Origin of the sequence: Marinobacter sp. AC-23, from assembly GCF_001858325.1 — a bacterium.
GTDB lineage: Bacteria > Pseudomonadota > Gammaproteobacteria > Pseudomonadales > Oleiphilaceae > Marinobacter.
In genome coordinates, this window is sequence record NZ_MBPP01000009.1 from 1 (window position 1) to 24,342 (window position 24,342).

Annotated in this window: 16 protein-coding genes, 6 pseudogenes and 1 riboswitch; of the genes and pseudogenes, 13 read left to right on the plus strand and 9 right to left on the minus strand. The window is 54.7% G+C overall.

Annotated elements, in window-relative coordinates:
• Positions 1-362, plus strand: a 362-nt coding sequence (locus tag BCA33_RS04670) for a MetQ/NlpA family ABC transporter substrate-binding protein (RefSeq protein ID WP_254774186.1), incomplete at its 5' end; no start/stop codon positions are given.
• 74 nt (positions 363-436) lie between these two features.
• Here BCA33_RS04670 and BCA33_RS04675 read toward each other — a convergent pair.
• Complete coding sequence (locus BCA33_RS04675) at positions 437-1,090, minus strand: peroxiredoxin (protein WP_071263802.1); 654 nt, start codon at positions 1,088-1,090, stop codon at positions 437-439.
• 184 nt (positions 1,091-1,274) lie between these two features.
• Positions 1,275-2,634 (minus strand): annotated as a pseudogene (locus BCA33_RS22675) (alanine/glycine:cation symporter family protein).
• 207 nt (positions 2,635-2,841) lie between these two features.
• Here BCA33_RS22675 and BCA33_RS04685 point away from each other — a divergent pair.
• Together BCA33_RS04685 and fghA are read left to right on the plus strand one after the other, a co-directional pair.
• A complete protein-coding gene (locus BCA33_RS04685; RefSeq protein WP_071263804.1) occupies positions 2,842-3,273 on the plus strand; it encodes a CBS domain-containing protein in 432 nt (143 codons plus the stop codon).
• A gap of 26 nt (positions 3,274-3,299) precedes the next feature.
• Positions 3,300-4,144: pseudogene (gene fghA / locus BCA33_RS04690) on the plus strand (S-formylglutathione hydrolase).
• 60 nt (positions 4,145-4,204) lie between these two features.
• Here fghA and BCA33_RS04695 read toward each other — a convergent pair.
• Positions 4,205-5,302, minus strand: coding sequence for an HD-GYP domain-containing protein (locus BCA33_RS04695; RefSeq protein WP_254774187.1), 1,098 nt, complete (start codon positions 5,300-5,302; stop codon positions 4,205-4,207).
• A 227-nt stretch (positions 5,303-5,529) separates the two neighbouring features.
• Here BCA33_RS04695 and BCA33_RS04700 point away from each other — a divergent pair, with 227 nt between their 5' ends.
• The gene (locus tag BCA33_RS04700) at positions 5,530-6,558 is read left to right on the plus strand and encodes a GGDEF domain-containing protein (protein ID WP_071263806.1); all 1,029 of its coding nucleotides are present in this window, start codon (positions 5,530-5,532) and stop codon (positions 6,556-6,558) included.
• Here the strand turns inward: BCA33_RS04700 and BCA33_RS04705 are convergent.
• Positions 6,547-7,949, minus strand: a pseudogene (locus BCA33_RS04705) (MATE family efflux transporter). The gene BCA33_RS04700 and the pseudogene BCA33_RS04705 overlap by 12 nt on opposite strands.
• Positions 7,950-8,121: 172 nt before the next feature.
• Between BCA33_RS04705 and BCA33_RS04710 the strand changes: the two are divergent.
• Positions 8,122-8,994: a carboxylate/amino acid/amine transporter gene (locus BCA33_RS04710; protein WP_071263808.1), complete on the plus strand. Its 873-nt coding sequence runs from the start codon at positions 8,122-8,124 to the stop codon at positions 8,992-8,994.
• A gap of 178 nt (positions 8,995-9,172) precedes the next feature.
• Positions 9,173-10,570, plus strand: a complete 1,398-nt coding sequence (locus BCA33_RS04715) for a sodium-dependent transporter (protein WP_071263810.1) — start codon at positions 9,173-9,175, stop codon at positions 10,568-10,570.
• Positions 10,571-10,633: 63 nt separating this feature from the next.
• Here the strand turns inward: BCA33_RS04715 and BCA33_RS04720 are convergent, their stop codons facing one another.
• Positions 10,634-11,242, minus strand: coding sequence for a hypothetical protein (locus BCA33_RS04720; RefSeq protein WP_071263812.1), 609 nt, complete (start codon positions 11,240-11,242; stop codon positions 10,634-10,636).
• Between the two features lie 230 nt (positions 11,243-11,472).
• Here BCA33_RS04720 and BCA33_RS04725 point away from each other — a divergent pair.
• The 3 genes and pseudogenes from BCA33_RS04725 (at position 11,473) to msrB (ending at position 14,975) form a co-directional block, all read left to right on the plus strand.
• A pseudogene (locus BCA33_RS04725) lies at positions 11,473-12,173 on the plus strand (response regulator transcription factor).
• Positions 12,174-12,176: 3 nt separating this feature from the next.
• Positions 12,177-13,682: a sensor histidine kinase KdpD gene (locus BCA33_RS04730; RefSeq protein ID WP_071263814.1), complete on the plus strand. Its 1,506-nt coding sequence runs from the start codon at positions 12,177-12,179 to the stop codon at positions 13,680-13,682.
• Positions 13,683-13,773: 91 nt separating this feature from the next.
• Positions 13,774-14,975, plus strand: a pseudogene (gene msrB / locus BCA33_RS22680) (peptide-methionine (R)-S-oxide reductase MsrB).
• 23 nt (positions 14,976-14,998) lie between these two features.
• Here msrB and BCA33_RS04740 read toward each other — a convergent pair.
• Entirely contained in the window at positions 14,999-15,727 is a 729-nt protein-coding gene (locus tag BCA33_RS04740; protein WP_071263816.1) for a 3'-5' exonuclease, read from the minus strand.
• Positions 15,720-17,593, minus strand: a pseudogene (locus tag BCA33_RS04745) (DUF294 nucleotidyltransferase-like domain-containing protein). The gene BCA33_RS04740 and the pseudogene BCA33_RS04745 overlap by 8 nt, the downstream one beginning before the upstream one ends.
• 181 nt (positions 17,594-17,774) lie before the next feature.
• On the opposite strand from BCA33_RS04745, the gene cobU reads away from it, so the two are divergent.
• Entirely contained in the window at positions 17,775-18,290 is a 516-nt protein-coding gene (gene cobU / locus BCA33_RS04750) for a bifunctional adenosylcobinamide kinase/adenosylcobinamide-phosphate guanylyltransferase (RefSeq protein WP_071263818.1), read from the plus strand.
• On the opposite strand, the gene BCA33_RS04755 is transcribed toward cobU, so the two are convergent.
• Both BCA33_RS04755 and cobT read right to left on the minus strand, forming a co-directional pair.
• Positions 18,271-18,894 (minus strand): histidine phosphatase family protein, encoded by a 624-nt coding sequence (locus tag BCA33_RS04755; RefSeq protein ID WP_071263820.1) that lies wholly within the window; start codon positions 18,892-18,894, stop codon positions 18,271-18,273. The two genes, cobU and BCA33_RS04755, sit on opposite strands and share 20 nt — an antisense overlap.
• A 26-nt stretch (positions 18,895-18,920) precedes the next feature.
• Positions 18,921-19,991, minus strand: a complete 1,071-nt coding sequence (gene cobT, locus BCA33_RS04760) for a nicotinate-nucleotide--dimethylbenzimidazole phosphoribosyltransferase (RefSeq protein WP_071263822.1) — start codon at positions 19,989-19,991, stop codon at positions 18,921-18,923.
• Between the two features lie 158 nt (positions 19,992-20,149).
• Here cobT and cbiB point away from each other — a divergent pair, with 158 nt between their 5' ends.
• From cbiB to BCA33_RS04775, 3 genes are all read left to right on the plus strand, one after another.
• A complete protein-coding gene (gene cbiB / locus BCA33_RS04765; protein WP_071263824.1) occupies positions 20,150-21,094 on the plus strand; it encodes an adenosylcobinamide-phosphate synthase CbiB in 945 nt (314 codons plus the stop codon).
• A gap of 5 nt (positions 21,095-21,099) precedes the next feature.
• Positions 21,100-22,119: a threonine-phosphate decarboxylase CobD gene (gene cobD / locus BCA33_RS04770; protein WP_071263938.1), complete on the plus strand. Its 1,020-nt coding sequence runs from the start codon at positions 21,100-21,102 to the stop codon at positions 22,117-22,119.
• Between the two features lie 29 nt (positions 22,120-22,148).
• A riboswitch (cobalamin riboswitch) is annotated at positions 22,149-22,359 on the plus strand.
• 192 nt (positions 22,360-22,551) lie between these two features.
• Positions 22,552-24,336 carry a TonB-dependent receptor gene (locus tag BCA33_RS04775; protein ID WP_071263940.1) on the plus strand — a complete coding sequence of 595 codons (1,785 nt, stop codon included), beginning with the start codon at positions 22,552-22,554 and terminating at the stop codon, positions 24,334-24,336.
• Positions 24,337-24,342: the final 6 nt, after the last annotated feature.

Here is a 24,342-nt window from a genome sequence, read left to right on the forward strand (position 1 = left end):
AAAAAGCCGGGCTGATCACATTAAAGGAAGGCAGCAAGATCACCGCAACGCCGCGTGATATTGCTGATAACCCGAAAGATCTTGATTTCAAAGAGTTGGAAGCCGCAACACTGCCACGGATTCTTGGCCAGGTAGACGTTGCTCTGATCAACACCAACTACGCTCTGGAAGCAGGCCTGAACCCATCGGAAGATGCTTTGATCATCGAAGGCTCTGAGTCTCCTTATGTGAACATCCTGGTGGCTCGCCCTGATAACAAAGACAGCGAAGCTATGCAGAAGCTGGCGAATGCGCTGAAGTCTGATGACGTTCGTGAATTCATCAAGGAAAAGTATAAAGGTGCTGTTGTTCCGGCATTCTGATTAGAGCGAAAGCAAAAAAAGGCCGGGCAGCTTACGCTGCTCGGCCTTTTTCGTTCAGGAACTGGCGCCGAGAATCAGTCGCCACTCCAGTTAGCTGTCGGATCCGGTGTCATCCGTAGGTAGGACTTCACCGCTTTATAGCCTTTCGGGAACCGCTTCTTGATCTCATCTTCATCCTGAAGCGATGGCACAATGACTACATCGCCGCCGCGTTCCCAGTTGCCTGGGGTGGCGACCTTGTGGTCGTCAGTCAGCTGCAGAGAGTCAATTACCCGAAGAACTTCGTTGAAGTTACGGCCGGTGCTGGCTGGATAGGTGATGATCAGACGAACTTTTTTGTTCGGATCGATCACAAACAGCGAGCGCACGGTAAGTGTGCTGTCGGCATTGGGGTGAATCATGTCGTATAGCTCGGCAACTTTACCGTCATGGTCTGCAATAATCGGGAAGTTCACCGCGCAGCCCTGGGTTTCGTTGATGTCTTTGATCCACTCATGGTGGGAATCAACGGGATCAACGCTCAGTGCGATGGCCTTGACGTTGCGCTGTGCAAATTCGTCTTTAAGTTTCGCTGTCAGGCCAAGTTCCGTTGTGCACACCGGTGTAAAGTCTGCAGGGTGAGAAAACAGCACGCCCCAGCCATTACCTAGCCATTCGTGGAACGAAATCTTGCCTTCACTGGAATCCTGTTCGAAATCCGGTGCGGTATCTCCTAAACGTAAGCTCATACTCGCTCTCCTTTGATGCGACTTCTCTTGACGCCCTTTGAAATCCCGACAGACGCCCTGCCGGGGCTCATTTACTGAGTGTATACGAGAATCATTGGTGCCGGATGATGGGATTGCAAGGGTCAGTTGACCCATCTCATCCGGCAATGGTCATAGCCGGTCATTGGCTATAATGGTTCCTGTATTACAGCCCAGCTGTTTTTTCCTTTTCAAAATGCTCTTTGGTCAGCTTGAACACTACAGGGCTGAGCAGCAGAAGGGCGATCAGGTTGGGTAGTGCCATCATAGCGTTCAGTGTGTCTGCCACCAGCCATATCAGGCCAAGATTTACGGTCGCACCTAGGGGGATGGCAATGATCCAGGCTACTCGGTAAGGCACGATGCTTTCACCCCGAACAGAAATTCGACGCTGCGCTCACCATAGAACGACCACCCAAGCAAGGTAGTAAAGGCAAAAACCGCCAGAGCAATGGCAACCACATAACCGCCAACGCCCGGAAGCGCCTGAGAGAACGCCATAGATGTGAGTGCCGCGCCAGATTCACCGGATGTCCAGACACCCGAGGTGATGATGACCAGGCCGGTGATTGTACAAATGATGATAGTGTCGATAAAGGTGCCCAGCATGCAACCATGCCCTGATTGATCGGGTTTTTGGTTTGCGCTGCAGCATGTGCAATAGGTGCAGAACCCAGGCCCGCCTCGTTCGAAAAGACACCTCGGGCAACACCGAAGCGTATGGCCGCCCAAACCGCGGCACCGGCAAAACCGCCTTCTGCTGCAATGGGGCTGAAGGCATGTTCGAAGATCAGGGAGAATGCGGCAGGGATTTCGGCAAAATTAATAGACAGAACAACCAGGCCGGCAAGCAGATACGACAGTGCCATGAGGGGAACGAGCGCGCTTGCCACCTGTCCGATTCTGCGAATGCCACCAATCAACACCAAGCCCACCAGAATCATCAGAATAACACCGGTGATCCAGTGCGGCAGGCCAAATGTCGTTTCCATTACGTCTGCAACCGAGTTGGCCTGGACAGTATTGCCGATGCCAAACCCGGCGATGGCTGCGAAAATGGCAAATAATACGCCCAGCCAGGCCCATTTTTTGCCAAGGCCGTTGCGAATGTAATACATGGGCCCGCCGACATAGGAGCCACGCTCATCCACCTCGCGGAAGCGCACGGCAAGTACGGCTTCGGAGTATTTGGTGGCCATGCCCACAAGGGCCGTCAGCCACATCCAGAACAGCGCGCCTGGCCCACCCAGAAACACCGCCGTCGCTACACCGGCGATATTGCCTGTTCCAACAGTTGCCGAGAGTGCGGTCATGAGGGCCTGGAAGGGCGGTATGTCACCGTCCGACTCGGCGCCTGCAGCGCTGCGGCCTTTCCACATTTGGCGGAAACCTGCGCCTAGCTTGAATATAGGCATCAGCTTCAGGCCGAGACTTAAAAACAGACCCACACCAAGAATAAGCACCAACATGGGCGGTCCCCAGACCAGCCCGTTGATGGCATTAATAATGTTTTCAAAGGCTTCCATGGGGATCCCCTTATGTATGCCATGGTTTGGTATCGTGATGTCACCCGCAAGGGCTATAACTGATTGAGTTTAGTCAGATATTGGCGAGTGTAAACTGACAGGCGAGTAAAATTGAGGATTAGGCGCCTATTGTCTATGTTTAAAGTACAGTAAGAGGGAGGGGTTGGCCGATACGGCTGGATCACCCCACAATGCGAGGAGCAAACCATGTGTGCGCTTAGAGTTTCCAATGTTATGTCTAACCATATTGCGCCCATCCGCTGCGGAACGCCGCTGACGGAAGTGGTTAAGGCGCTGCTGGAGAATCATATCTCTGGACTGCCAGTGGTCGATGCAAATCGGCATTTGCTGGGTTTTGTTTCTGAACAGGATTGCATCCATGCGCTGCTGGTGAGTAACTATCACTGTGAGGGTGATCCCATTGTGGACGATGTTATGTTCCGTGAGCCCTTGTCGATTTCCCCAAACATGGCGATTGTCGACCTTGCCCAGCAGCTCGGTTCTGGCAAGCCGAAAGTGTATCCTGTTATGGAGCACGAAAAGCTCATTGGCATTGTAACGCGCACGGCTGTGCTTGCTGAGCTTGCACGCATGGGTTGCGGGCTCGAGCTTTCGAAGCACACAAGGGCCGACGACTGATTACGCCGTATTCTAAAGAGGACACTATGGAGCTCTTATCCACCAACGTTTGTTTTGACGGAGAGCATCGCCGCTACCGCCACACATCTGCCACGCTTGAGTGCACCATGGAATTTGCCGTGTACCTGCCGCCGGCCGCGTTGGGCCCCAAGGCGCAAAAAGTGCCGGCACTTTGGTGGCTGTCCGGCCTGACCTGCGACGACCAGAACTTTATGCAAAAGGCCGGGGCTCAGAAAAAGGCTGCAGAGCTGGGCATGGCGATTATCTGCCCGGACACCAGCCTCGCGGGGTTAACCTGCCAGGGGAAGGCGACAGCTATGATTTTGGAAGTGGTGCCGGGTTTTACATCAATGCGACACAGCAGCCCTGGGCGCCCCATTACCGCATGTACGATTACGTGTTGAAGGAGCTTCCGCAGCTGGTTGAAAGTGAACTGCCATTAACAGATAAACGCAGTATCAGCGGGCACTCGATGGGTGGTCATGGCGCACTGATATGCGCACTCCGCAATCCGGGCCGCTATGCGTCCGTTTCGGCGTTTGCGCCCATTGCTCACCCCACCACATGCCCGTGGGGGGAGAAGGCGTTCAAGGGTTATCTTGGCGACAATACAGAAAGCTGGAAAGAATGGGATGCCACACTGCTGATCCCCGAAGCGGTTGAGCGATTACCTCTTTTGATAGATCAGGGCACGGCGGACGGCTTCCTTGAAAACCAGCTCAATCCTGAGGCATTGGTGGGGGCTTGCGAGCAACACAGCCATCCGATTAACTTGCGCATGCGCAATGGCTATGATCACAGCTATTTCTTTATTGCATCATTTATTGACGATCACCTAAGCCATCATGCCAAGGCGTTGGGTCTGAGCTGAGCGATTTGCCAGATATGGGGCTGGCCCATCAGTCTGTAAAACCCCAGATTTGACTGAAATTCATGGATGGCATGATGTCTGGCTCTTCCAGTGCCTGGATGTTGAGTCCTGGGGCGCTGGTATCGCGCTCTTGGCAGGTGCTGTCGTTGCTGCCCGAAGAATCGAAGACCACTTGCACGAAAGGCCCGCGGCTCGCACAGGCCTACCTGTTATCACGCCCACCTCATTATTTTCCAGCCGCACCAGGGTTCCTGGCGGGTATTCCCCCAATACCTTAAGTAAAGCTTTGGGAATGGCAGGCCGGAAACTGCCATCCGCCAGATTGGTTATTAACTTGCGGGCGGCAGTTACGTTCATCCGCTTGCGGTAGGCGCGCTTTGTAATCATGGCAACGTAGCGTTCGGCCAGGGCGAGGATCTCCGCCTCGGGCCTTATGTCTGCACCGCTCAAGCCTTCGGGATAACCGCTGCCGTCGGCTTGTTCGTGGTGTTGCGCAATGATGGTAAATAACAGGTCGTTATTAACCCCCACGGCTTTGAGGGCGCGGATGCTTCTTTGTGGGTGCTTGCGAATAACGCTTCTCTGTTCACGGCTGAGTATCTTGTTAAAGGCGTTAAGCTTGTCGGCAACCGGCACCAGCGCAAGATTTGCGCTCAGAGCGGCCTCCGTTAATATCGGAATGCGCTGTTCATTGAGCCCAAACTGACGGGCGATGAGCTGGCAAAGAATGGCGTAAAAAATAATTTGTTCGTGGATGGTTGGCCCAACCGAGTACAGATGTATAAGCGCCAAGCTGGCGTCGGGCGCGTGTATACAGGCTTGCTCCAGAGCGTGAGCCAGGTCTTGTAGCTGTTTGCGGGCGTCGGGTTCGCCAGCGGCTATCGCAGCCAGCGTCTTTTCAAGGGCATGAAGGTAATCCGGGTAGTGGGCAAACGGGTTGCCGCCGGCCTCATCACTGGAGGCCTCGCTGTCCTCGTGGGGCGCCTCAATAATCCGTGGCTTGAAGTAGCCGCGCTCAAACAGCTGTTCGAGCTGCGAGTCCGTTTGGATCACATAGCCTTGGCATAACAGCACATTGCCGTCGATATCGTGTACATCCCACGGCAAAGGGCGGCCGATGATTAGTGCGCCTGGGGCGATTCGTACGAATTCATTCAAAATCCCACTGATTCCTTTGGAGCGTGCCTGCCATTATTAGTGTTACGGTTATAGTAAGGGTAATTGATTCGCCAGAGCTAGGCCTCCATAGTGCGGATCAGAGAAAATATGTATATTTTAAGTACAGTTTCTAGTCATTTTGTTATAAAACGTAGGATCCGGCGCTTACTGCTTTGCGCTGGACTATGCTTGAGAAATAAACACTGCTTGGCAGGAAGATAGCAGGCATGCTGAACCGCCTCAAAACCGATTTTCGGTTGTCGATTATTACCATATTGGGTGCCAGCGCGTTGCTGGGGATTACCCCGTTTGCCGCCATGCGTTTTTTGCAGGGCAATGTCGTGGCTGGGCTAATAGACACGTCTATCCTGTTAACGATCTGCAGCGGTATGGCTTATGCCTGGATAACCGGGGATACGCGTCGCAGTGGCATGGTGCTTGCCGTTTTTGCTTGCGCAGGCGCTGTTGCAGTTGCTGCAACGGTTGGGGAGGTCGGTTTGTTCTGGCTTTATCCTTGCCTTGTCACAACCTTTTTCCTGGTTAGCCCGCGAATCGCCACACTTCTTAACCTTACCTCCATTGCTGCCATGGTGGCTCAAAGCGATGTTTTTCAGTCCGATATACAAATGTGGACGTTTATAGCAACAGCCATAGTGGTTAGCGCCACGGCTCTTGCGTTCGCCCAGCGTACCCACAGCCAGCGTGAGCGTCTTGAGCAGCTGGCGACTATTGATCCACTGACCGGGGTCAAAAACCGACGCGCCATGGACGAGGAGCTTAACCTGGCAGCATCCCACGCTGAACGTACCGGCTTACCTTATGCACTGGTTATGCTGGATATAGATCATTTCAAGAAAGTGAATGATGAGTTTGGTCACGGAGTTGGGGATTTGGTTCTTATTGACCTGGTGACGTTGATACAACAAAGCACGCGTAAATCAGATCAGCTTTTCCGCTACGGTGGTGAGGAGTTCGTGCTTCTGTTGCCCGGGGTTGATGGTACTGGCTTGGAGGCGGTAATGGGCAACCTCCAACATATTTTGCGGAAAAAGGTGAAACACCCCGGGGGTGCAATCAGCGCATCGTTCGGGGTGGCCTTGCTCAAGCAAGGCGAACAGGTGGGGAGTTGGCTAGAGCGGGCAGACTCCGCTCTTTATGCGGCCAAGGAAGCGGGCCGCGACCGAGTCGTTTATTCCGACACGGTGTATGCGACCGATACAAGTTCGCCTGTGGGTGATTCCGGGTTAGCTGGCTAGTTGCCCATCGATTTTCGGGCGATAGCGAAACAGTCTCCATCCAAGTAATACACTGGCCGATGCCAGCCCTCCGGTTAACCCTACCCAGAACCCTGCTGCTCCCATTGCCGGCGCCAGCATATCCGTAAATGCCAGAACATAGCCCAGCGGCAATCCCACGCCCCAGAATGAGAACAGCATGATCAGCATGGGGACGCCCGTATCCTTATAGCCTCTGAGGGCGCTGATGCAGGCAACCTGAAGAACATCCGCCACCTGAAAAATGGCCGCGAACATCAACAGCCGCACAGTAACCGCCTGAACGTTTGTGTCACTGGTGTAGAGCTCAGCGATGCCCTGTGAGAAAACAAACAAAAGAATAGCGAACATCAGAGCCGTGGCCGCGGCCAAAATCAGCGAACTTCGGGCGATTAGGCGGGCGGTATCGGGCGCCCCGGCACCAATAAGAAAACTGATTCTCAATGTGAGCGCCATACCAATGCTCAATGGCAACATAAATAGCAGTGAGACCACGTTCAGGGCAATCTGATGCCCGCCCACCACCACGGGCCCTAGGGGCGCAAGAAACAGTGCGATCACCGAGAACATGCTGGCTTCCACAAAGATCGTGAAGCCGATGGGTATGCCCACACCCAGAATGTAGCGAATCAAGAGAATGTTGGGCTTTGTCCAGCTGCCAATCAGGTGAAACTGCTTGTAGAGCTTACTTCGGTTCAGGTAGATCAGTAGCGCGACTGCAGCGAAACCGTTGGAAAGCGAGGTGGCCCAGCCACAGCCAATGCCGCCCATGGCAGGCAGCCCGAGCTTGCCGTAAATGAATATGTAATTGAGCGGCAGGTTGATCAGTGTGCTCAGAACCGAGAACGCCATAATCACCCGGGTATGCCCCAGGCCGTCCGTTAGCCCACGAAGTGCGGCCATCAGCAGGAGGGCAGGAATGCCCCAGGCAAAGGCGCTCAGGTAGCCTTGGGTGATGCGTGCGGTGTTGGCCTCGAGGTTCAGCCTTCCAGAACCGGGTGCACGTTGGTGAGCAGTAATATCATGATAATTGCGCCCACACCGGCAATGTATAAACCCTGCCAGGTAGCCGGCATTATTTTTGCCGGCGTGCGGGCGCCGTTGTAGCCAGAAATAATTGGCTGCAGAGCGCCGAGCATGCCCATGAAAAACAGGAACAGTGGCATCCAGAGGCTGCTGCCTATGCCTACACCCGCCAAATCCTCTGCGCTGGCATGGCCTGCCATTACCGTGTCGATAACGCCGTTGGCCATTTGTGCAACCTGGGCAATCAGGATTGGCCCACCAAGTATCGCCAGAGTTTTCCATTCGGTCAGTGTTCGCGAGACGAGGGGCTTGCGAGCTTCCGGTAGTGGCTGGTCGATTTCATCCATAGGGTGCTGATCCGAAGGGCTGGAGCCATCTGGCATTGGTAGCTGATTTGCGGGCGAAATATCCTACCCGATTGTAAGGCTATGGGTCATAGGGAATTGCCGCGGAAAGGCACTGAAACCCATCGTAAAACCCGTTAAAGTACTCGTCCAATTCATACAGATGGCAGTCAATATGGGACTCCTGGTTTTCGTAACGGTACTCTGGGCCTTTTCCTTCAGCCTAATTGGTGAGTTTCTCGCCGGCCAGGTAGACAGTGATTTTGCGGTACTTAGCCGAGTGTTGCTGGCAACGCTGATTTTTTTGCCCTTTACCCGCTGGCGCGGGGTGCCTGGGGGGCTTCGGCTAGGTGTTCTGGTAACCGGCATGCTGCAGTTTGGCATCACCTACCTGTGCCTGTATCGCTCTTTCAGTTACCTGACAGTACCTGAAGTACTGCTATTCACTATATTTACGCCGCTTTACGTAACACTGATAGACGATGCGCTGTTCCGACGCTTCTCCCCTGTAGCCCTTGTGGCGGCCGCAATCGCAACCTTGGGAGCCGGCATCATCCGCTATGACGGGTTGAGCGAAGATTTCATCACCGGCTTCCTGTTGCTGCAGGTTGCCAATTTCACCTTTGCGGCTGGCCAGGTGGGCTACAAACACGTTATGCAGCGCTATCCGGTGGATATTCCTGCATACCGCACCTTTGGTTACTTTTTTATAGGTGCGCTGATTATCGCGTTGCCATCTTTTATGATATTCGGCAATGCAGAGCGCTTGCCCACAACGGCTCTGCAATGGGGCGTTTTAACGTGGCTGGGGCTGGCGGCTTCCGGGTTTGGCCTGTTCCTGTGGAACCGTGGTGCCTGTAAAGTGGATGCAGGCACGTTGGCTATCATGAATAACGTACTGGTGCCCGCCGGGCTGCTGGTAAACCTGTTGATCTGGAACCGCGACGCTGATCTGTTTAAGCTCGCCATAGGTGGCGCTATTATTGCGATTTCGCTCTGGGTGAACGGCCGACTCCACCCCCGCGCTCGCCTTGCAGATGCGACATGAGGTAGGACAATTCGCCGCAGTTACGGGGCGGAGGTTGATGTGTAAAATTAGGTGCCCGGCTCTGGCATCACCGGGCCAGTGCTGGCAGAATCCTCCCCCAATCGCCCCGGGAGCTGCCCGCGGTACTCTCATTATTTGTTTATTTGCGATTCCTTAGCCGAAAGCACAGGAACTTAACATGTCTCAGTCAAACCCGGCCTCGGGTAACGATTCCGGAGTCTCTCGCGGCCTCTGGTCTTCCCGTTTTGCCTTTATTCTTGCCGCAACTGGCTCTGCTGTTGGCCTTGGCAACGTTTGGAAATTTCCCTATATAACCGGTGAGAATGGAGGCGGGGCCTTCGTACTGGTCTACCTGCTGTGTATTGCTGTTATCGGTGTGCCCATCATGATGGCCGAAATACACATAGGCCGCAGTGGTCGCCATAACCCGATTGGCAGTATGCGCCTGGTTGCTGAACGCAACCTCAGTTCACCCGCGTGGCGCATTTCTGCGGTTATCGGCATGATTGCCGCGTTTGTTATTCTTTCCTTTTACTCGGTTATCGGTGGCTGGGCGGCATCTTACATTGGCCATGCTGCCATGGGGGATTTTGCCGGAGGTACCGCAGAATCCGTCGGCAACCTGTTCAGCGATCTGCTGGCAAGCCCAAAGCAATTGCTTGCTTGGCATACGTTATTTATGGCGTTGGTTATTCTGGTGGTTTCTCGAGGCCTGAAGGGTGGCCTTGAGCGTGCTGTTACCATTTTGATGCCGGCACTGTTTGTGTTGCTGCTTATAGCGGTTGGCTACGCCACGACCACAGGCCACTTTGGTGAGGCCGTCAGCTTTCTGTTTACGCCCAATTTTAAGGCGCTAACCATTAATGGTGTGCTGATTGCTCTGGGGCATGCGTTTTTCACCCTAAGCCTGGGCATGGCCATTATGATGGCTTATGGCTCATACCTTGGTCGTGATGTGGCTGTCGGGCGTACCGCCGTTACCATAGCGCTGATGGATACCGTTGTTGCGTTGCTTGCCGGCCTTGCGATTTTCCCGGTGGTGTTTGCCAACGGCCTTGAGGCTAGTGCGGGCCCTGGCCTGATATTCCAGACCCTTCCATTGGCGTTCGGAAACATGCCCATGGGCGGCCTGTTTGGCACGTTGTTCTTCATATTACTGCTGTTTGCAGCTTGGACATCGGGCATTTCCCTATTGGAGCCAGTGGTTGAGTGGGTTGAGGAAAACACCAACATGGAGCGTTCGGGCAGTGCCATTTTCGTTGGCTTGCTGTGCTGGCTGCTGGGCATTGCCTCTATCTTGTCGCTGAACGTGTGGGCAGATGTTGCGCCCCTTGATATGTTTGCACGCTTTGAAGGCAAAACGATCTTCGACTTGCTGGATTTCTTTACGGCCAACATTCTGTTGCCACTGTCGGGCTTGCTGACGGCTATCTTTGTGGGCTGGTTTGTTGCCAAGGAATCACTGAAAGCGGATCTGGAGCTGGGCGAAGGTACATTCGCTCTCTGGCTAAACTTGTTGCGCTATGTGACGCCAGTGGCCGTTGTGATCGTATTTGCTTACAACTTGCTGGTGTAACAGCACAAGAAACACAAAGCCCGGAAGGCAGTGGTGCTCTCCGGGCTTTTTTGTGGGCAGAAACTAGTCTTCGCTGGTATTCATTGAGGCTTCCAAAGCCTTCAAGTGGGGCTTGACGGCTTCAATGTCAGCGGCAGGTACGTTGTCAGCCATTTTTGTCATGCCCATTGCCGCTCCCATCATCGCCCGCATTTGGGCTTTTTGCTGAGCACTCATGTTAGGGTTGTTCTCGATTTCTGCCATGGCCTCGGCCATCTCTTGTCTCGCACCGGGGTCCTGGCCTTTCATCTCGATAGCCATCATTGCGCCGAAAACCCGATCCCCAACAGACGCCCAAGCTTCAAGACTATCGAAACCATGCTTCTCAACCACGTTTTCGAACTCGTTAAAGGCGGGAGTGCCTTCCATTTTTTCGACACCGTCGGAAAAAATCCGGGTCATATCTGGCATTGAAGTCACGCCGTCGCCAGCAGGGTCCGGCCACCCTTCTGTATCTTCGTATTTGCCCTGTAGCGCCTGTGCGTCCTGCATGGTTGCAATAAACGCACGTATTGTTGAATCAGACAAATCCTCTGCCTGGGCGTTGAACGAAGCCAGAGACAACATTAGCGCCAACACTACCATCAGCTGGCGGAAGTGAAATGCACCGTGCTGTGGATTAAACGGGTTCATAAGGCTCTCCTTATCAGTGGTGTGTATAGGGTTCCATCCATCCAGAGGCCTCTTTAGCGTAGGCTCAAAATGAACAAACTGCCAAGCCTCTGTTTTGTGCTGAGAGTTAGTAGAGGGTTGGCAGAGAGTTACTCGGCGTGACAGATTTGTGAAGTTTTCACGCTAAACTGCACGAATAAACCTCAGCATAATGGGCTGGTTGACAGCACAGGCCAAAGGGTCGGAGCGACATGACACGCACGGTACTGATTATTGAAGATAACCCCGGGATCGGCGAACTGGTGAGTATGCAGGTTAAGGATCTGGATATGCAGCCGGTTCTTATGGATCGTGGGGATAGCGGCCTTGAGCGGTTTCAAAAGGGTGGCATCGACCTGGTTGTTCTCGACCTTATGCTGCCCGGCCTGGATGGGCTTTCTGTATGCCGGGAAATCCGTGCGATCCCGGGGTATGTTCCGGTGCTCATGCTGACCGCAAAAAGCACCGAGCTGGATCGGGTTCTTGGCTTGGAGATGGGCGCGGACGATTATCTGACCAAGCCTTTCAGCGTGGCGGAGCTTGCGGCTCGCATAAAAGCCCTGTTTCGACGGGTAGACGCACTTGCCGAGCGTGCGACTGATCAAGAGAAGGCTGAAGAGTTGGAAGTGGAAGGCTCAGAATCGACCCTGTGCGACGCCGAGTGTTTGTGCATGGCAGCGAAGCGGAGCTGACGGCCCGGGAGTTCGACCTGCTCTGGCATTTCGCTTGCCACCGTGGGCGCGTGTTCAGCCGGGCGCAGTTGCTAGATGCGGTGTGGGGGTATAACCATGAAGGCTATGAACACACCGTGAACACTCATATCAATCGTTTGCGCAACAAGATTGAAACCAACGCCGCCGAACCCGTCTATGTCCAGACGGTTTGGGGTGTCGGTTACCGGTTTTTGGACTAATTTATGCCCCGCCCTTTGTTTCAAACCCTCTACGCCCGCCTGGCCCTTGGCTTATTTCTATTGCTGGTGATTGTTGGCGGCCTGTTTACCGTGCTGAGTCTGTACTCCGTGCGCGAGTACAACGCGGCGGTAAATCAAGCGCTCAACCGTGATCTGGCAAGTCATCTGGTCTCCGATCGTAACCTGGTTACCGATGGCAAGATTAACCATAGCGAGCTTAAGCGCCTGTTTGATCTTTACATGAGCATAAACCCCAGCATCGAGATCTACCTGCTGGATCAGGAGGGGCTCATTCTTTCGTACTCCGCCGACCCTGCGAAGATTAAACGCAAACATGTGGCGCTGGCGCCAATTCAAAGATTGTTGAGCAACCCGGATGCCTACCCGATACAAGGCGATGACCCGCGCAGCCATGATCGGCACAAAGTGTTTTCGGTCACCCCGGTGCCCAGCGCCGAACATCCCACGGGCTACCTGTATGTTGTGCTTCGGGGTGAAGAATACGATTTTGCGGAGAGCATGGTACACAGCGATCGTTTATTGCGGATGGGCGGCGGTGCCTTGGCCATTAGCCTCTTTGTAGGGTTGCTGGCGGGCCTTTTGTTTTTCCGGCTGCTAACGCGGCGCCTGTCCCGGCTGACCGCCCGCGTAGAAGCTTTTGAGGCTGAGGCAAAAGACATCTCAAGGGCTGATGATACAGAAGGATCCGGTGTTCCCGGGGACGATGTGGATTACCTGGCAACCCGGTTCGATCAGATGGCAGAGCGTATTGCCGGCCAGTTGGAGCTGCTAAAAGACAAAGATCATCAGCGCCGCCAGCTGGTGGCTCAAGTGTCACACGATTTGCGTACACCGTTGGCGTCCATTCAAGGCTATCTGGAAACGCTGGGGATGAAGCAGCAGGAACTGAATCCAGACGAACGCCGGCGTTTTCTGAGTGTGGCACTGGCAGAGACCCTTCGCCTCAGCAAACTTGTAGACGAACTGTTTGAGTTGGCGGCACTGGATGCTCGTGAACGGCAGCCTTTTGCAGAGCCATTCATGCCCGCGGAGCTGCTGCACGATGTGGTGCAAAAACACAGGCCGAAGGCAGAACAGGCGGGCGTTGCACTGAGTATTAGCACCGTGCAACCTGCGATGGCGCTTGCAGATATTGCGATGACTGAGCGCGTACTGGATAACTTGATAGGTAACGCTGTAGATCACTCATCGAGGGGAGCAGAAGTAAAGTTGAGCGTGACAGCGAGCATCGGCGGCGTTGAAATCTGTGTGGCGGATGCCGGCGATGGCATCGCCCCAGCGGATATCGACCATGTTTTTGATCCGTTTTACCAGGCGCCTGGCGCCAGCCGTGCCGGCCACGCCGGGTTGGGCCTTGCGATTGCACGCCGAATGGCGGAATTACAGCATGGGCGAGTTTCTGTAGAAAGCCGTCCAGGGGCGGGTGCAACGTTCCGTTTCTGGTTGCCACTGGTTGATTCACAGGCAAAAGAATCCACAGCGTTATAGATTCGTAAGACTTAGGGAACGTTTTGGTGAAACCACGGCGATAGTATGGCTACTGAAGATGCCTCTGAACACTACTCTCAGGAGAGTTGTTATGAACCGAAAAACACTCGCAATGGTCGCCGCGCTGCTTATTGCGGCTACTGGTGCCTTCTATGCCGCCGTTGCCACGGCAGAGAAAAGTACGGCCAACACGAATGAATATGCGCCATCAGATCCAGGCCTGAAGGTTGCGACCTTTGCAGGTGGCTGCTTCTGGTGTGTGGAGTCGGGCTATGAAAAGATTCCCGGCGTAGTGGAGGCCGTTTCAGGTTACGCAGGTGGGGATGAACTCAATCCTACCTATCAGCAAGTTTCCTCTGGCAGTACCGGGCACACAGAAGCGGTACAGGTTTACTACGACCCGAAAGAAATTACTTACGAGGGTTTGCTGCAAGGCCTGTGGCGGATGATGGACCAACGGATGCCAACGGCCAGTTTGTTGATCGCGGCAAGCAATATCGCCCGGCGATTTTCTACCAGAACGCTGAGGAGAAGCGTTTAGCTGAGGCTGCTAAAAAAGAACTGCAGGCCTCGGGCATATACGACAAGCCGGTGGTAATCGAGATTACGCCGCTGAAAACCTTTTATGCAGCCGAGAAGTACCATCAGGATTATTACAAAAAGAATCCGGTGCGCTACAATTTTTACACCTTCAACTCGGGCCGTTATCAGTTTATCGAGGGTGTCTACGGTGATGATTATGAGCTGGACTTCAGCCAGTTCAAGCCAGATAGCAACATGGAAAACGGTGCTAACAAGGCTGCCAAAGACACCAGTTCAGCTGAGATGAAGGGCTTTGATCCAGAGTCGTTCGTTAAGCCAAGCAACGAAGTGCTGAAGCAGCGCCTAACCAGCACTCAGTATGAAATCACACAGAACGACGGCACTGAGCGTGCATTCAGCAATCCGTACTGGGATAACAAGCGCCCGGGGATCTATGTAGACGTTGTGTCGGGTGAGCCGCTGTTTTCCTCCCGCGACAAGTTCAAATCCGGTACCGGCTGGCCGAGCTTCACCCGCCCGCTGAGTTCGGACATGGTTGTAGAAAAGGAAGACAACGGGTTCTTCATGAAGCGCACCGAAATTCGCAGCCGCTTTGCCGACTCACACGTTGGGCATGTATTTAACGATGGTCCAGCGCCCACAGGCCTGCGCTACTGCATGAACTCAGCCGCAATGAAGTTCATCCCGCTGGAAGATATGGCTGAGGCTGGCTATGGCAGCTTGATTGCCCAAGTGAATGCAACGCAGTAGAGCGTGAGCGGACCAGGAGAGCCTCAAAGCCACAAATCGCCAATAGGTGTCTGCGGGCTGAAGTGATGAAGTATCTCGGCCTGCAGCAGTTCCGCAGTGGCAATGGCATCGATCAGAGCGTTATGGGCGGCGTAGTGAGGCAGCCCATAGCGTTTTCTGCTGTCTGCGAGGCGGATAGATACCGGTTTCTCCCCCACCAGGCGTTTCAAAAACGAAGGCTGTCGATCCGGGTGCAGGTGCGCCTCAATGGCCATGGTATCGACAACAGGAAAGCGGATACCCTCATCAAGGCGATACTGCAGCGCCACATCCAGGAAAGGCCGTTCGATATGCCTGTAGTGCACCACCGGAATGCGGCCGTTCAGGCTGGCAAAAACCTCCTCAAGTATTTCTGACAGGTCTGGAGCTTCGCTGATGTCTGCGTGGGTGATGCCGTGAAAGGTTACCGACATCTGATGCAGCGGCAGCTTTGGGCGCACCACCCAGTGCTTTGCCTGACCAAGCGCAATGGCCTCGAGAGTAAAGGGCACCAGCCCAATGCTTACAATAGAGTGCTCATCTGCTTCCAGGCCGGTCGTCTCAAAGTCCAGTGCCACCATGGAAACCTCGGATACCGGTGTATCCGGGTCGACACAGCCGGCCTCATAAAAGGCTTTTAGCACAGGCGATTTGGCACTCTTTGCCAGAGCCTCATATTGCTCTGGCCACGGCAGGCGCTTAATGGTGTCGGGCATGGATTGGGTATCAGACATGCCGGGTCGCCTGGGAGTTGTAACGGAACCTCAGAAACTTCTGGGCGTTGCTGACAACCTGGAACGCATCTTTGAGATGGCTGCGCTCAAACGGTGACAGGTCTTCTGGCCGCACGTTGTTATCTGGTTCTCCTCCCGCCTCGAGAGTCAGCGCCTGGTGGCGGATACGCACAATAGAAATGAATTCCAGAGCATCTCTCAGGTTGCTCAGGTCGTCCTCCATAATCAGTTTGGTTTTGCCGATGCTTTTCAAACGCTCGAAGGAGTTCTGTGCCTGCGAGCCACAGGCCAGCGCGTGGATCCGAAGCAGGTCGGACAGCGGGGCTGTACCCCGGCGCTTCAGGTTGAAGGTTTTTTGATGCTTGCCGTCCTCCTCAAGCACAAAGGTGCGAAAGAAACCCAGAGGGGGCGTTCGGTTGAGCGCGTTTCGCGCCATCAAAGTGAGGAACAGCTGGCTGTTACTGGCTTTGTCTGCAACCAGAGCCTTGAGCTCTTCGGCAAACTCCGTGCGGCCGTAAATGCCATCAAGATCAAAGAAAATATTGCTGTTTAGCAGGCTTCCGCCTTGGGGTTTTCAATCCAGTCGGTAAAGTAATTTCGCCAAACCTTCAATGGCTGGCGCCATTTTGGATTTGTGGCCATGATGTCCCCGGTACAATACGTGTAACCGCACTCTGCCAAGCCGTCGGACACAAACTTCGCCAGCGCCAGAAAATACGCATCGTGCTCTTCCGGCACAAAGTTGTCGCTCAGAATCATGGCGTTGTCCTGGTCTGTCACCACCAGTTGCTCGTCCCGTGCCATGGAACCCAGGGCCATGAAGCAGTAGGGTACCGGAGGCGGTCCCAGCTCTTCCTCTCCCAGCTCCAGCAAGCGTTGGGTGAAGCTGCGGCCAATGCCGGCCATGGCACTGCCTATCATGTGTGAGTTGGCGTCTTCATTGACCATGCGCACAAAGCTGTCGCGGACATCGTTGCTGATCTTCTTCAGGCCTTTTACATTCTGCTGGTGGTAGATATTGCTAACCAGATACAGGCTGCTCTGGCTTTCATACCTCACAATGTCTGCAAGCGCGATCATGCCTCGGACTTCATGACCGTCCATTACAGGAAGGTGGTGCACGTTGTTATGCAGCATGGTGAGCATGGCCTCAAAAATATAGCTGCTGGCACGAATGGTTATCAGGCCTTCGGTCATGATGTCTTTGATAGGCGTTTCGGAGGGCAGAGCTTCGGTGACAGCCCGTATGCGCAGGTCACGGTCGGTGATGATGCCTCTAAGGCGCTCATTGTCGCCTTCGCCGTCCATCAGCAACAAAGCGGACACGCTGTTATCTGTCATGATGCGTGCGGCCTCTTGCAGCCGCACGGTGGTGGGTGCCGAGACGGTTTTCCGGGAAATCAGGCGGCTAACGCGGGATGTCATCAGCGTGTTGGATTTTTCCCGGCGGGAGACGGCTGAACGCAAACGGCTACGGTCCTCTATCTCCACAAAATCCGCAAAGTTTTCGTCGTTTTCAAACAGGTTAAGGAAAACGTCGGCTGACACGCGGTAAAGCAGGCTGTCTTCCAGTGCCCGGGCTGGAAACCTTACCTGGCCCCGCATCAGCAGGCCAAACTGGCCGAAAATCGCGCCTTCACCTATGCGGTTATAGAGCTCGCCGGAGCGGCGGAAAATTTCCACGGCACCGCTGCGCACGTAGTACAGGTGGGTGCTGATTTGCCCGGTTTCTGTTATTTGGGTTCCCGCGCGCACATAGCTGATTTCAATGCTGGCGGTGAGCTCATTTATCAGCTCCTCCGGCATGTCATCAAACGGGGCATGCTGAATAAGATGGTTACGGATGTCGATCAGTTCAGCCTGCATGCTGTCTCCCGAATGGAATTAAATAACGCTTAGGCAAAACTATAGCAGAAACCGCCGGTTGGGCGGTGCGGCCTTTGTCGAAAGCCCCTATTGGTGCGATCCTGTTTGCGGAGCTTTTTGCGTTGCAGTGTATTGGCCGGTTAGCATAGCCGCTTGGCCCTGGGAGAAATAACCAAACATCATGCATACCTTCGTTCTTGGCGGCATCCGCTCGGGTAAAACCGCGCTTGCGGAGCGGTTGGCTTCTGGCACACACAACTCAGTGGTTTACCTGGCAACGGCGACAGCTGGGGACGACGAAATGCGGGTGCGTATTCAGCGCCACCAGCAGCAGCGCCCGGCAGAGTGGGGCCTTGAAGAAGAGCCTCTTGCCCTGGCTGCGGTGCTTGCCCGCCATGCACTAAGTCAAAACCCGCCGTGTCTTCTGGTGGACTGCATGAGCCTGTGGTTGAGTAATCTTCTGCACGCAGGCGAGGAAACCTTTGCCCGGGAGCGGGAGGCGTTTTTAGAACAGGTAAGTCATTATCCGGGCAAGCTGGTGATCGTAAGCAACGAAGTTGGGTTGGCTACGGTAGCAATGGACCCGCTCACCCGCCGCTTTGCGGATGAGCTGGGCTGGCTGAATCAATCACTGGCAGCGGTGAGCGACAGAGTGGTGATGAGTATCGCCGGGCTGTCTATGGTGTTAAAGCCTTGATTACCCCGTGCGCTATAAGGCTCTGAAACCGCCCGTGGCCTGAAGTGTCTACCTGTATTCTGCTTCGGCAGGCGTAAGGCGTGGCCAGGCTGGAGAACGAGTGCTCCAGGGCTATGTTCATCGCATCTGCAACAATCATCCTGATCACGCCGCCATGACAAACCACCAGTACATTCTGGCCTGCAAGCTCTTGTTGCCAATGGTGCCAGCTCTCAACCACACGATGGTTGAAATCCTTGGCCGGCTCACCACCTGGCGGCGTGCAGACCACGGGGTTGGCCCAGAACTGGCTGAGCCTGTCGCCATCGCTGGCCATCACCTCATCTGCCGTGCGCCCCTCCCATTCCCCGAAGTTGATCTCCCGCAAACGTTCATCCTTGTGTAGCGGAATCCCGTAGTTATCTGCCAGCTCTTGAGCAAAGCGAACGCAGCGCAGCATGGGTGACGTAACGATGGCATCCCAATGGTCGGTTTTGGCAATAGCGCGTCGCATCTGCTGCCAGCCGGCTTCGCTTAGTGGGTCGTCTTTACTGCCACGATACATGGGGCCACCTTCGGGCTCTCCGTGGCGAATAAGATCAAATACGGTTGTGCAGTCAGCCATTGATAGAACCTCCCTATTGCTGTTCTTTATTTCTGCTCTTTATTACTAACGCCAGCGTCTTCAAAACTGGCCATATTGTTGTGCAGATCACAGGCGATTCTAAACAGCGGAATGGCCGCGGCAGCACCGCTACCCTCACCAAGACGCATGCCAAGATCAAGCAGTGGCTCTGCATTTAATGCAGTCAGAATGGCTTGGTGACCTGGCTCTGCAGAGCGGTGCGCGAACATTAGCCAGGGGCGGATCTCTGGCTGTTGGCTTACGGCAATTAGCGCGGCAACAGAGACTATATAACCATCAATCAGCACCGGGATGGATCGTGCTGCACAGCCAGCAATGGCGCCCGCCAGCGCGGCAATCTCAAACCCGCCGAAAGCTTTGAGCACCGCCATGGCATCTTCACCATCATCATCAATATCGTGGCGTTGAAGGGCGCTGATAATAACTTCGGCTTTATGGCGCACACCGGCTAGGTTCAAACCTGTACCTGGGCCGGCCAGCTTCATGGGGTTCTTGCTCATCAGCGCGCAGGCAATCGCGGTGGCAGAGGTGGTGTTGCCTATGCCCATTTCGCCGCCAATGAACAATTGGCAGTCTTTATCTGCGGCGCGCTGAGCCGTTGCATCGCCGTGGTTCAGGGCGGCGCACACTTGCTCGGTAGTCATGGCATCGATTTCCGCAAAATTGCGGGTGCACGGAGCAATGTGTGCGTCGATGACGCCGGGTAAACCGGGAGCAACGTCGGATACAGTGCCAAGGTTTACAACTTCCAGCTGCGCACCCAGAGATTTAGCCAGCACACTGATGGCAGCGCCGCCATTGGCAAAGTTGGCGATCATCTGGGCGGTCACCGCTTGTGGGTAGGCGGAAATCCCTTCCTCACAAATACCGTGATCCCCCACAAATACACTGATCTGGATGCGATCAAGTGTGGGCTTATCTGTGCCCTGAAGCCCGGCCAGCTGAACAGCCACGTTTTCCAGCTTGCCCAAAGAGCCTACGGGCTTGGTCAGCACACTTTGGCGCCGCGCGGCCTGCTCAAAAAAACGGACTTCGGGTTGCTGGGGAGGGGTGATCCAACTGCTGGGAAACGACATTTCACATACCTTCAGACATCAATAGGTCGTAACAGCGTAGGGTGTTGTTACGGTGACCAGGGCTTGGGTTCAATACAGTATGGAGCGGGATCATACTCCGACTGAGTGGAATCAGGTAGGCTTGGCGGCTTAACCTTCTGACCAGCCCGGGAACACCTGTGTTGTTATTTGCTCCGTTGATTGTCTGTGTGCTTGCCCTTGCCTTTGATCACTTGATGGGTGAGCCGCGCCACCTGCATCCGGTTGTCGGCTTCGGACGCTTGGCCACCGGTGTGGAAAAGCGGCTCAACACCGCCCCGGGTAATCCATGGCGAAGTCTTTTGGCTGGACTATTTTCGGTGATTTTGCTGACTGCTCCCATGCTGGGCCTGGCCATTTGGGTTTCACTGGCCGTCGATGGGTTGCTCTTGGTGTTGGCTCAGGTGGTAACCCTATGGCTGGCGCTTTCTCTTCGTGGGCTGGCTGAGCATGGTAAAGCTGTAGCGGAGCCATTACGGGAGGGTGACCTTGAAAAAGCTCGTGATCAGGTCAGCCGCATTGTAAGCCGTAAGGCCAGCGCATTGAACGAACAGGGCGTGGCTGCTGCGGCGACTGAGTCCATGTTGGAGAACGGAGCCGATGCCGTGTTTGCCAGTTTGTTCTGGTTTCTGGTTGCCGGTATTCCGGGGGTAGTCATGCATCGAATGGTGAACACCCTGGATGCCATGTGGGGTTATCGCAACCCACGGTTTCTGTATTTTGGCCGAGTGGCGGCACGGCTAGACGACTTGATGGGTTGGGTGCCCGCTCGGTTGACTGCACTCACCTATATGCTGCTGGGCGAGCGCACACTGGCTTGGTGGTGCTGGCGAACTCAGGCGCCACAATGGGATAGCCCAAATGCAGGGCCAGTTATGGCGGCGGGGGCAGGTGCACTGAATGTGCGACTTGGTGGGCCATCGCCTTATCCTTCCGGTGTTAAACACCGACCGGCTCTAGGAGGCACTCAGGATGCAAACGCAGTCAGTGTGGAAGCGGCAATTACCTTGGTGCGACACGGCGCCTGGCTCTGGCTTGGAGTTGTTCTGGTGGTTACAGCGGTTATATTTTTGGTGGTTCGTTAATCATGATGCTGGAACACGGTGGGCGGTTGAATAAAGCGGCAGAGCGCTGGGGCATTCCCCGCTCAGAATGGCTGGATTTATCCACCGGTATTAACCCAATTGGCTGGCCGGTACCAGACATACCGGCTGAACTATGGCAAAGATTGCCAGAAGCCGATGATGGGCTGGAAGAGGTTATTCGGCAATGGACAGGAGCGCCCTTGACGGCGGACTGTGTGCCTGTGCCCGGCAGCCAGGCGGCGATTATGGCGCTGCCGAGATTGCGCAAACCTTGCTGCGTTGGCATACCTGTGCCTGGTTATCGTGAACATGGGCATAGTTGGCGAAACGCTGGCCACACAGTTATCCCCATAGGGCCGGAGCAAACCCGTTGTGGCGCTTCAGGTTGCGATGATCGCTGGTTAGATCAGCTGGATGTACTGGTTTGGATTAACCCCAATAACCCCACCGGAGAAATAATCCCGCCCTCGACGTTGTTGCGTTGGCACCAGCGCCTGCAAGAACGCGGTGGCTGGCTGGTTGTGGATGAGGCATTTATGGATGCTACACCAGTATTCAGCCTGTGTTCTCACGCCGGGCTGCCGGGGTTGATTGTGCTTCGTTCGGTGGGAAAGTTTTTTGGGTTGGCGGGGGTGCGCGCTGGTGCTGTGCTGGCGGACGCTGCAGTTGCTGATGCTTTAAAGAGAACGCTCGGCCCTTGGCCGCTTGGTGGGCCGGCTCGTTTTGTGATGGCTCAGGCGCTGAGCGATACGGCTTGGCAGCGACAAGCTCGCACTCGCCTGCACCACAGTGCTGGTAGGTTGCGGAAGGTATTGCAGTCAGCCGGGCATGCTGTGGCAGGTGGCAGCGCGCTATTTCAGACAGTTCCTAGTGATAGCCCACAGTCGCTGGCGGATCAGCTGGCTGCGCAAGGGGTGTTGGTCAGAGCCTTTGAGCATCCGGGAATGCTGAGGTTTGGTTTGGCGGCAAACGAGGGGCAATGGCGTAGGCTGGAGATGGCTCTGGCCGGAAAGACTTGTGATTAGTCATTGACCAAATATTAACGCATTGTTAGCCTTGCCCCGCGTTTGTAGGTGCTGTTGTGACGCAATCATCGTCGTTACAACAGTGAAACGGGAAGCCGGTTAAAGTCCGGCACTGCCCCCGCAACGGTAAGTGAGTGATTGGCGAAGAGAGATGCCACTGTGCACAAGCATGGGAAGGCTTACGCTGGTCAGTATTACAACTCACAAGTCCGGAGACCGGCCTGCAAACACACCGAACGCTGCGGAGGGCAGTTGCGGTGGGTAAACACCGGCCTGTCTCACGGAATTTCCCCACCCATTGCAATACTCCAGCCTTTTTTTAACAGGCTTCGCTTCCCTTTGCAGCACTTAATAATCAGCCATGCGGGTGCGCGTGGTGTGTCTGCGAGTGTATTAAATGAACGTTTCCCGATCTATTACCGGTGCCTGGTACTGCCTTTTGCATTTAGTCCCCTCTCAATTGCCGTCGCTCAGGAGGCCGAAACCTCGCAACTAGACCCGATTGTTGTCACCGCAACACTGGGCCCAAAAACTGTCGGTGAGAGTCTTGCGTCCGTTACTGTTATTGATGAAGAAGAAATTCGCTCCAAGGCACCGACTGATTTCTCTGATCTTTTGCGCGGTCAGCCAGGAATTAACGTGACTGGAAACGGCTCATTTGGCAAAGCAACGAGCGTGTATACTCGTGGTGTCCAGAATGCGGGAACCGTATTTCTAGTTGACGGTGTAAAGCTGCGCTCAGCAACGAGCGGTGGCGCTTCCTGGCAGTACTTTCCGACAGATCTCATTGAGCGTGTTGAAATAGTGAGGGGGCCTCGTAGCTCGCTTTATGGTGCCGATGCCATGGGAGGTGTAGTGCAGGCCTTTACGCTTGACCCGAAGTACGGCCAGAAAGGCTGGGTCGAGGCCGGAGCAGGTAATTTTGACACTCAAAAGGTTAGCGCAGGCGTCTCAGGTTCAGCGGGTAATACACGGTTCAGTTTAAGTGGCCTGCACAAGGAAACCGATGGTACGGCCATAATTGAAAACGGCGATGACAAAGGCTTCCGCAATACCGCAGGGCTTGGCCGGGTTGTGCACGCTCTGGATAACGGCGGTGAAGCCAGCGTTATGCTGATGCAATCCGAAGGGAACACTGAGTACGAGGGCGGTAATATTGATTATATGATCCGTACCTTGGGCCTTGGCCTTATGACACCCTTGAATGATAACTGGAAAACGGCGATTCAGTTTTCAGAATCCAGGGATGAATCAGATACGTTTGCCAGCTTTGGTGACTCCACATATAACTCGCGACTGCGACAGGCCAGATGGGAAAACACCTTTACCTACAGTGTCCACGAACTGGTAGTTGGCGCGGAGTTGCAACAGGATGAGGTCAGCAGCACCCAGGATTATACCGAAACCAGCCGCACCAATACCGCCGTGTTCAGCCAGCTGCGGCTGAATTTTGGCCCGGTTGATGCGCAGCTAAGCCTGCGTAGTGATGACAACGAAGCCTACGGAACCAAGGAAACTGGCGGCGTGGCGCTGGGCTACAGCTTTGATCGCTCTCATCGTGTTCGTGCCAGCTATGGCACCGCTTTCAGGGCCCCCACATTTAATGACCTTTACTGGCCACTGGCATTTAACTACCAAGGTAACCCGAACCTGGACCCCGAGACGTCAAAAAACTATGAAGTGGGTGCCAGCGGTGCCTACGCGAGATGGTTCTGGGATTTGGCTGTATATCAGATGGATGTTGATAACCTGATTGGCTCTGGCCAGATTGGCGGTGTCGATACGCGCGTCAACGTTGATAAAGCGCGAATTCAGGGTGCAGAAGCCTCCGCCGGTTATGAGTACAACGGCTGGCGTACCGCTGTTGCCCTGACCTACCTGATCCCGGAGGATCGGGAAACCGGCAACCAGCTAAGGCGCATCACCCGTCGCACAGCCCGAATTGACCTGGACAAGACTGTCAGTGACTTTACATTTGGTGGCTCCGTGGTTGCAGAAGGTGATCGTTACGACGACGCGGCGAATAACAATCGCCTGGCCGGCTTTGCGACCCTGGATTTGCGCGCAGGCTGGAACTTTGCGCCGGACTGGAACACCCGCCTGACTCTGGTAAACGCCCTGGACAAAGAGTACTCAACGGCAGAGCGCTTTGACGGTGTAAAATACATTGCTGCGGGTCGCACAGGCATGCTTACCGTGCGGTACGAATTCCGCTGAGTGAGA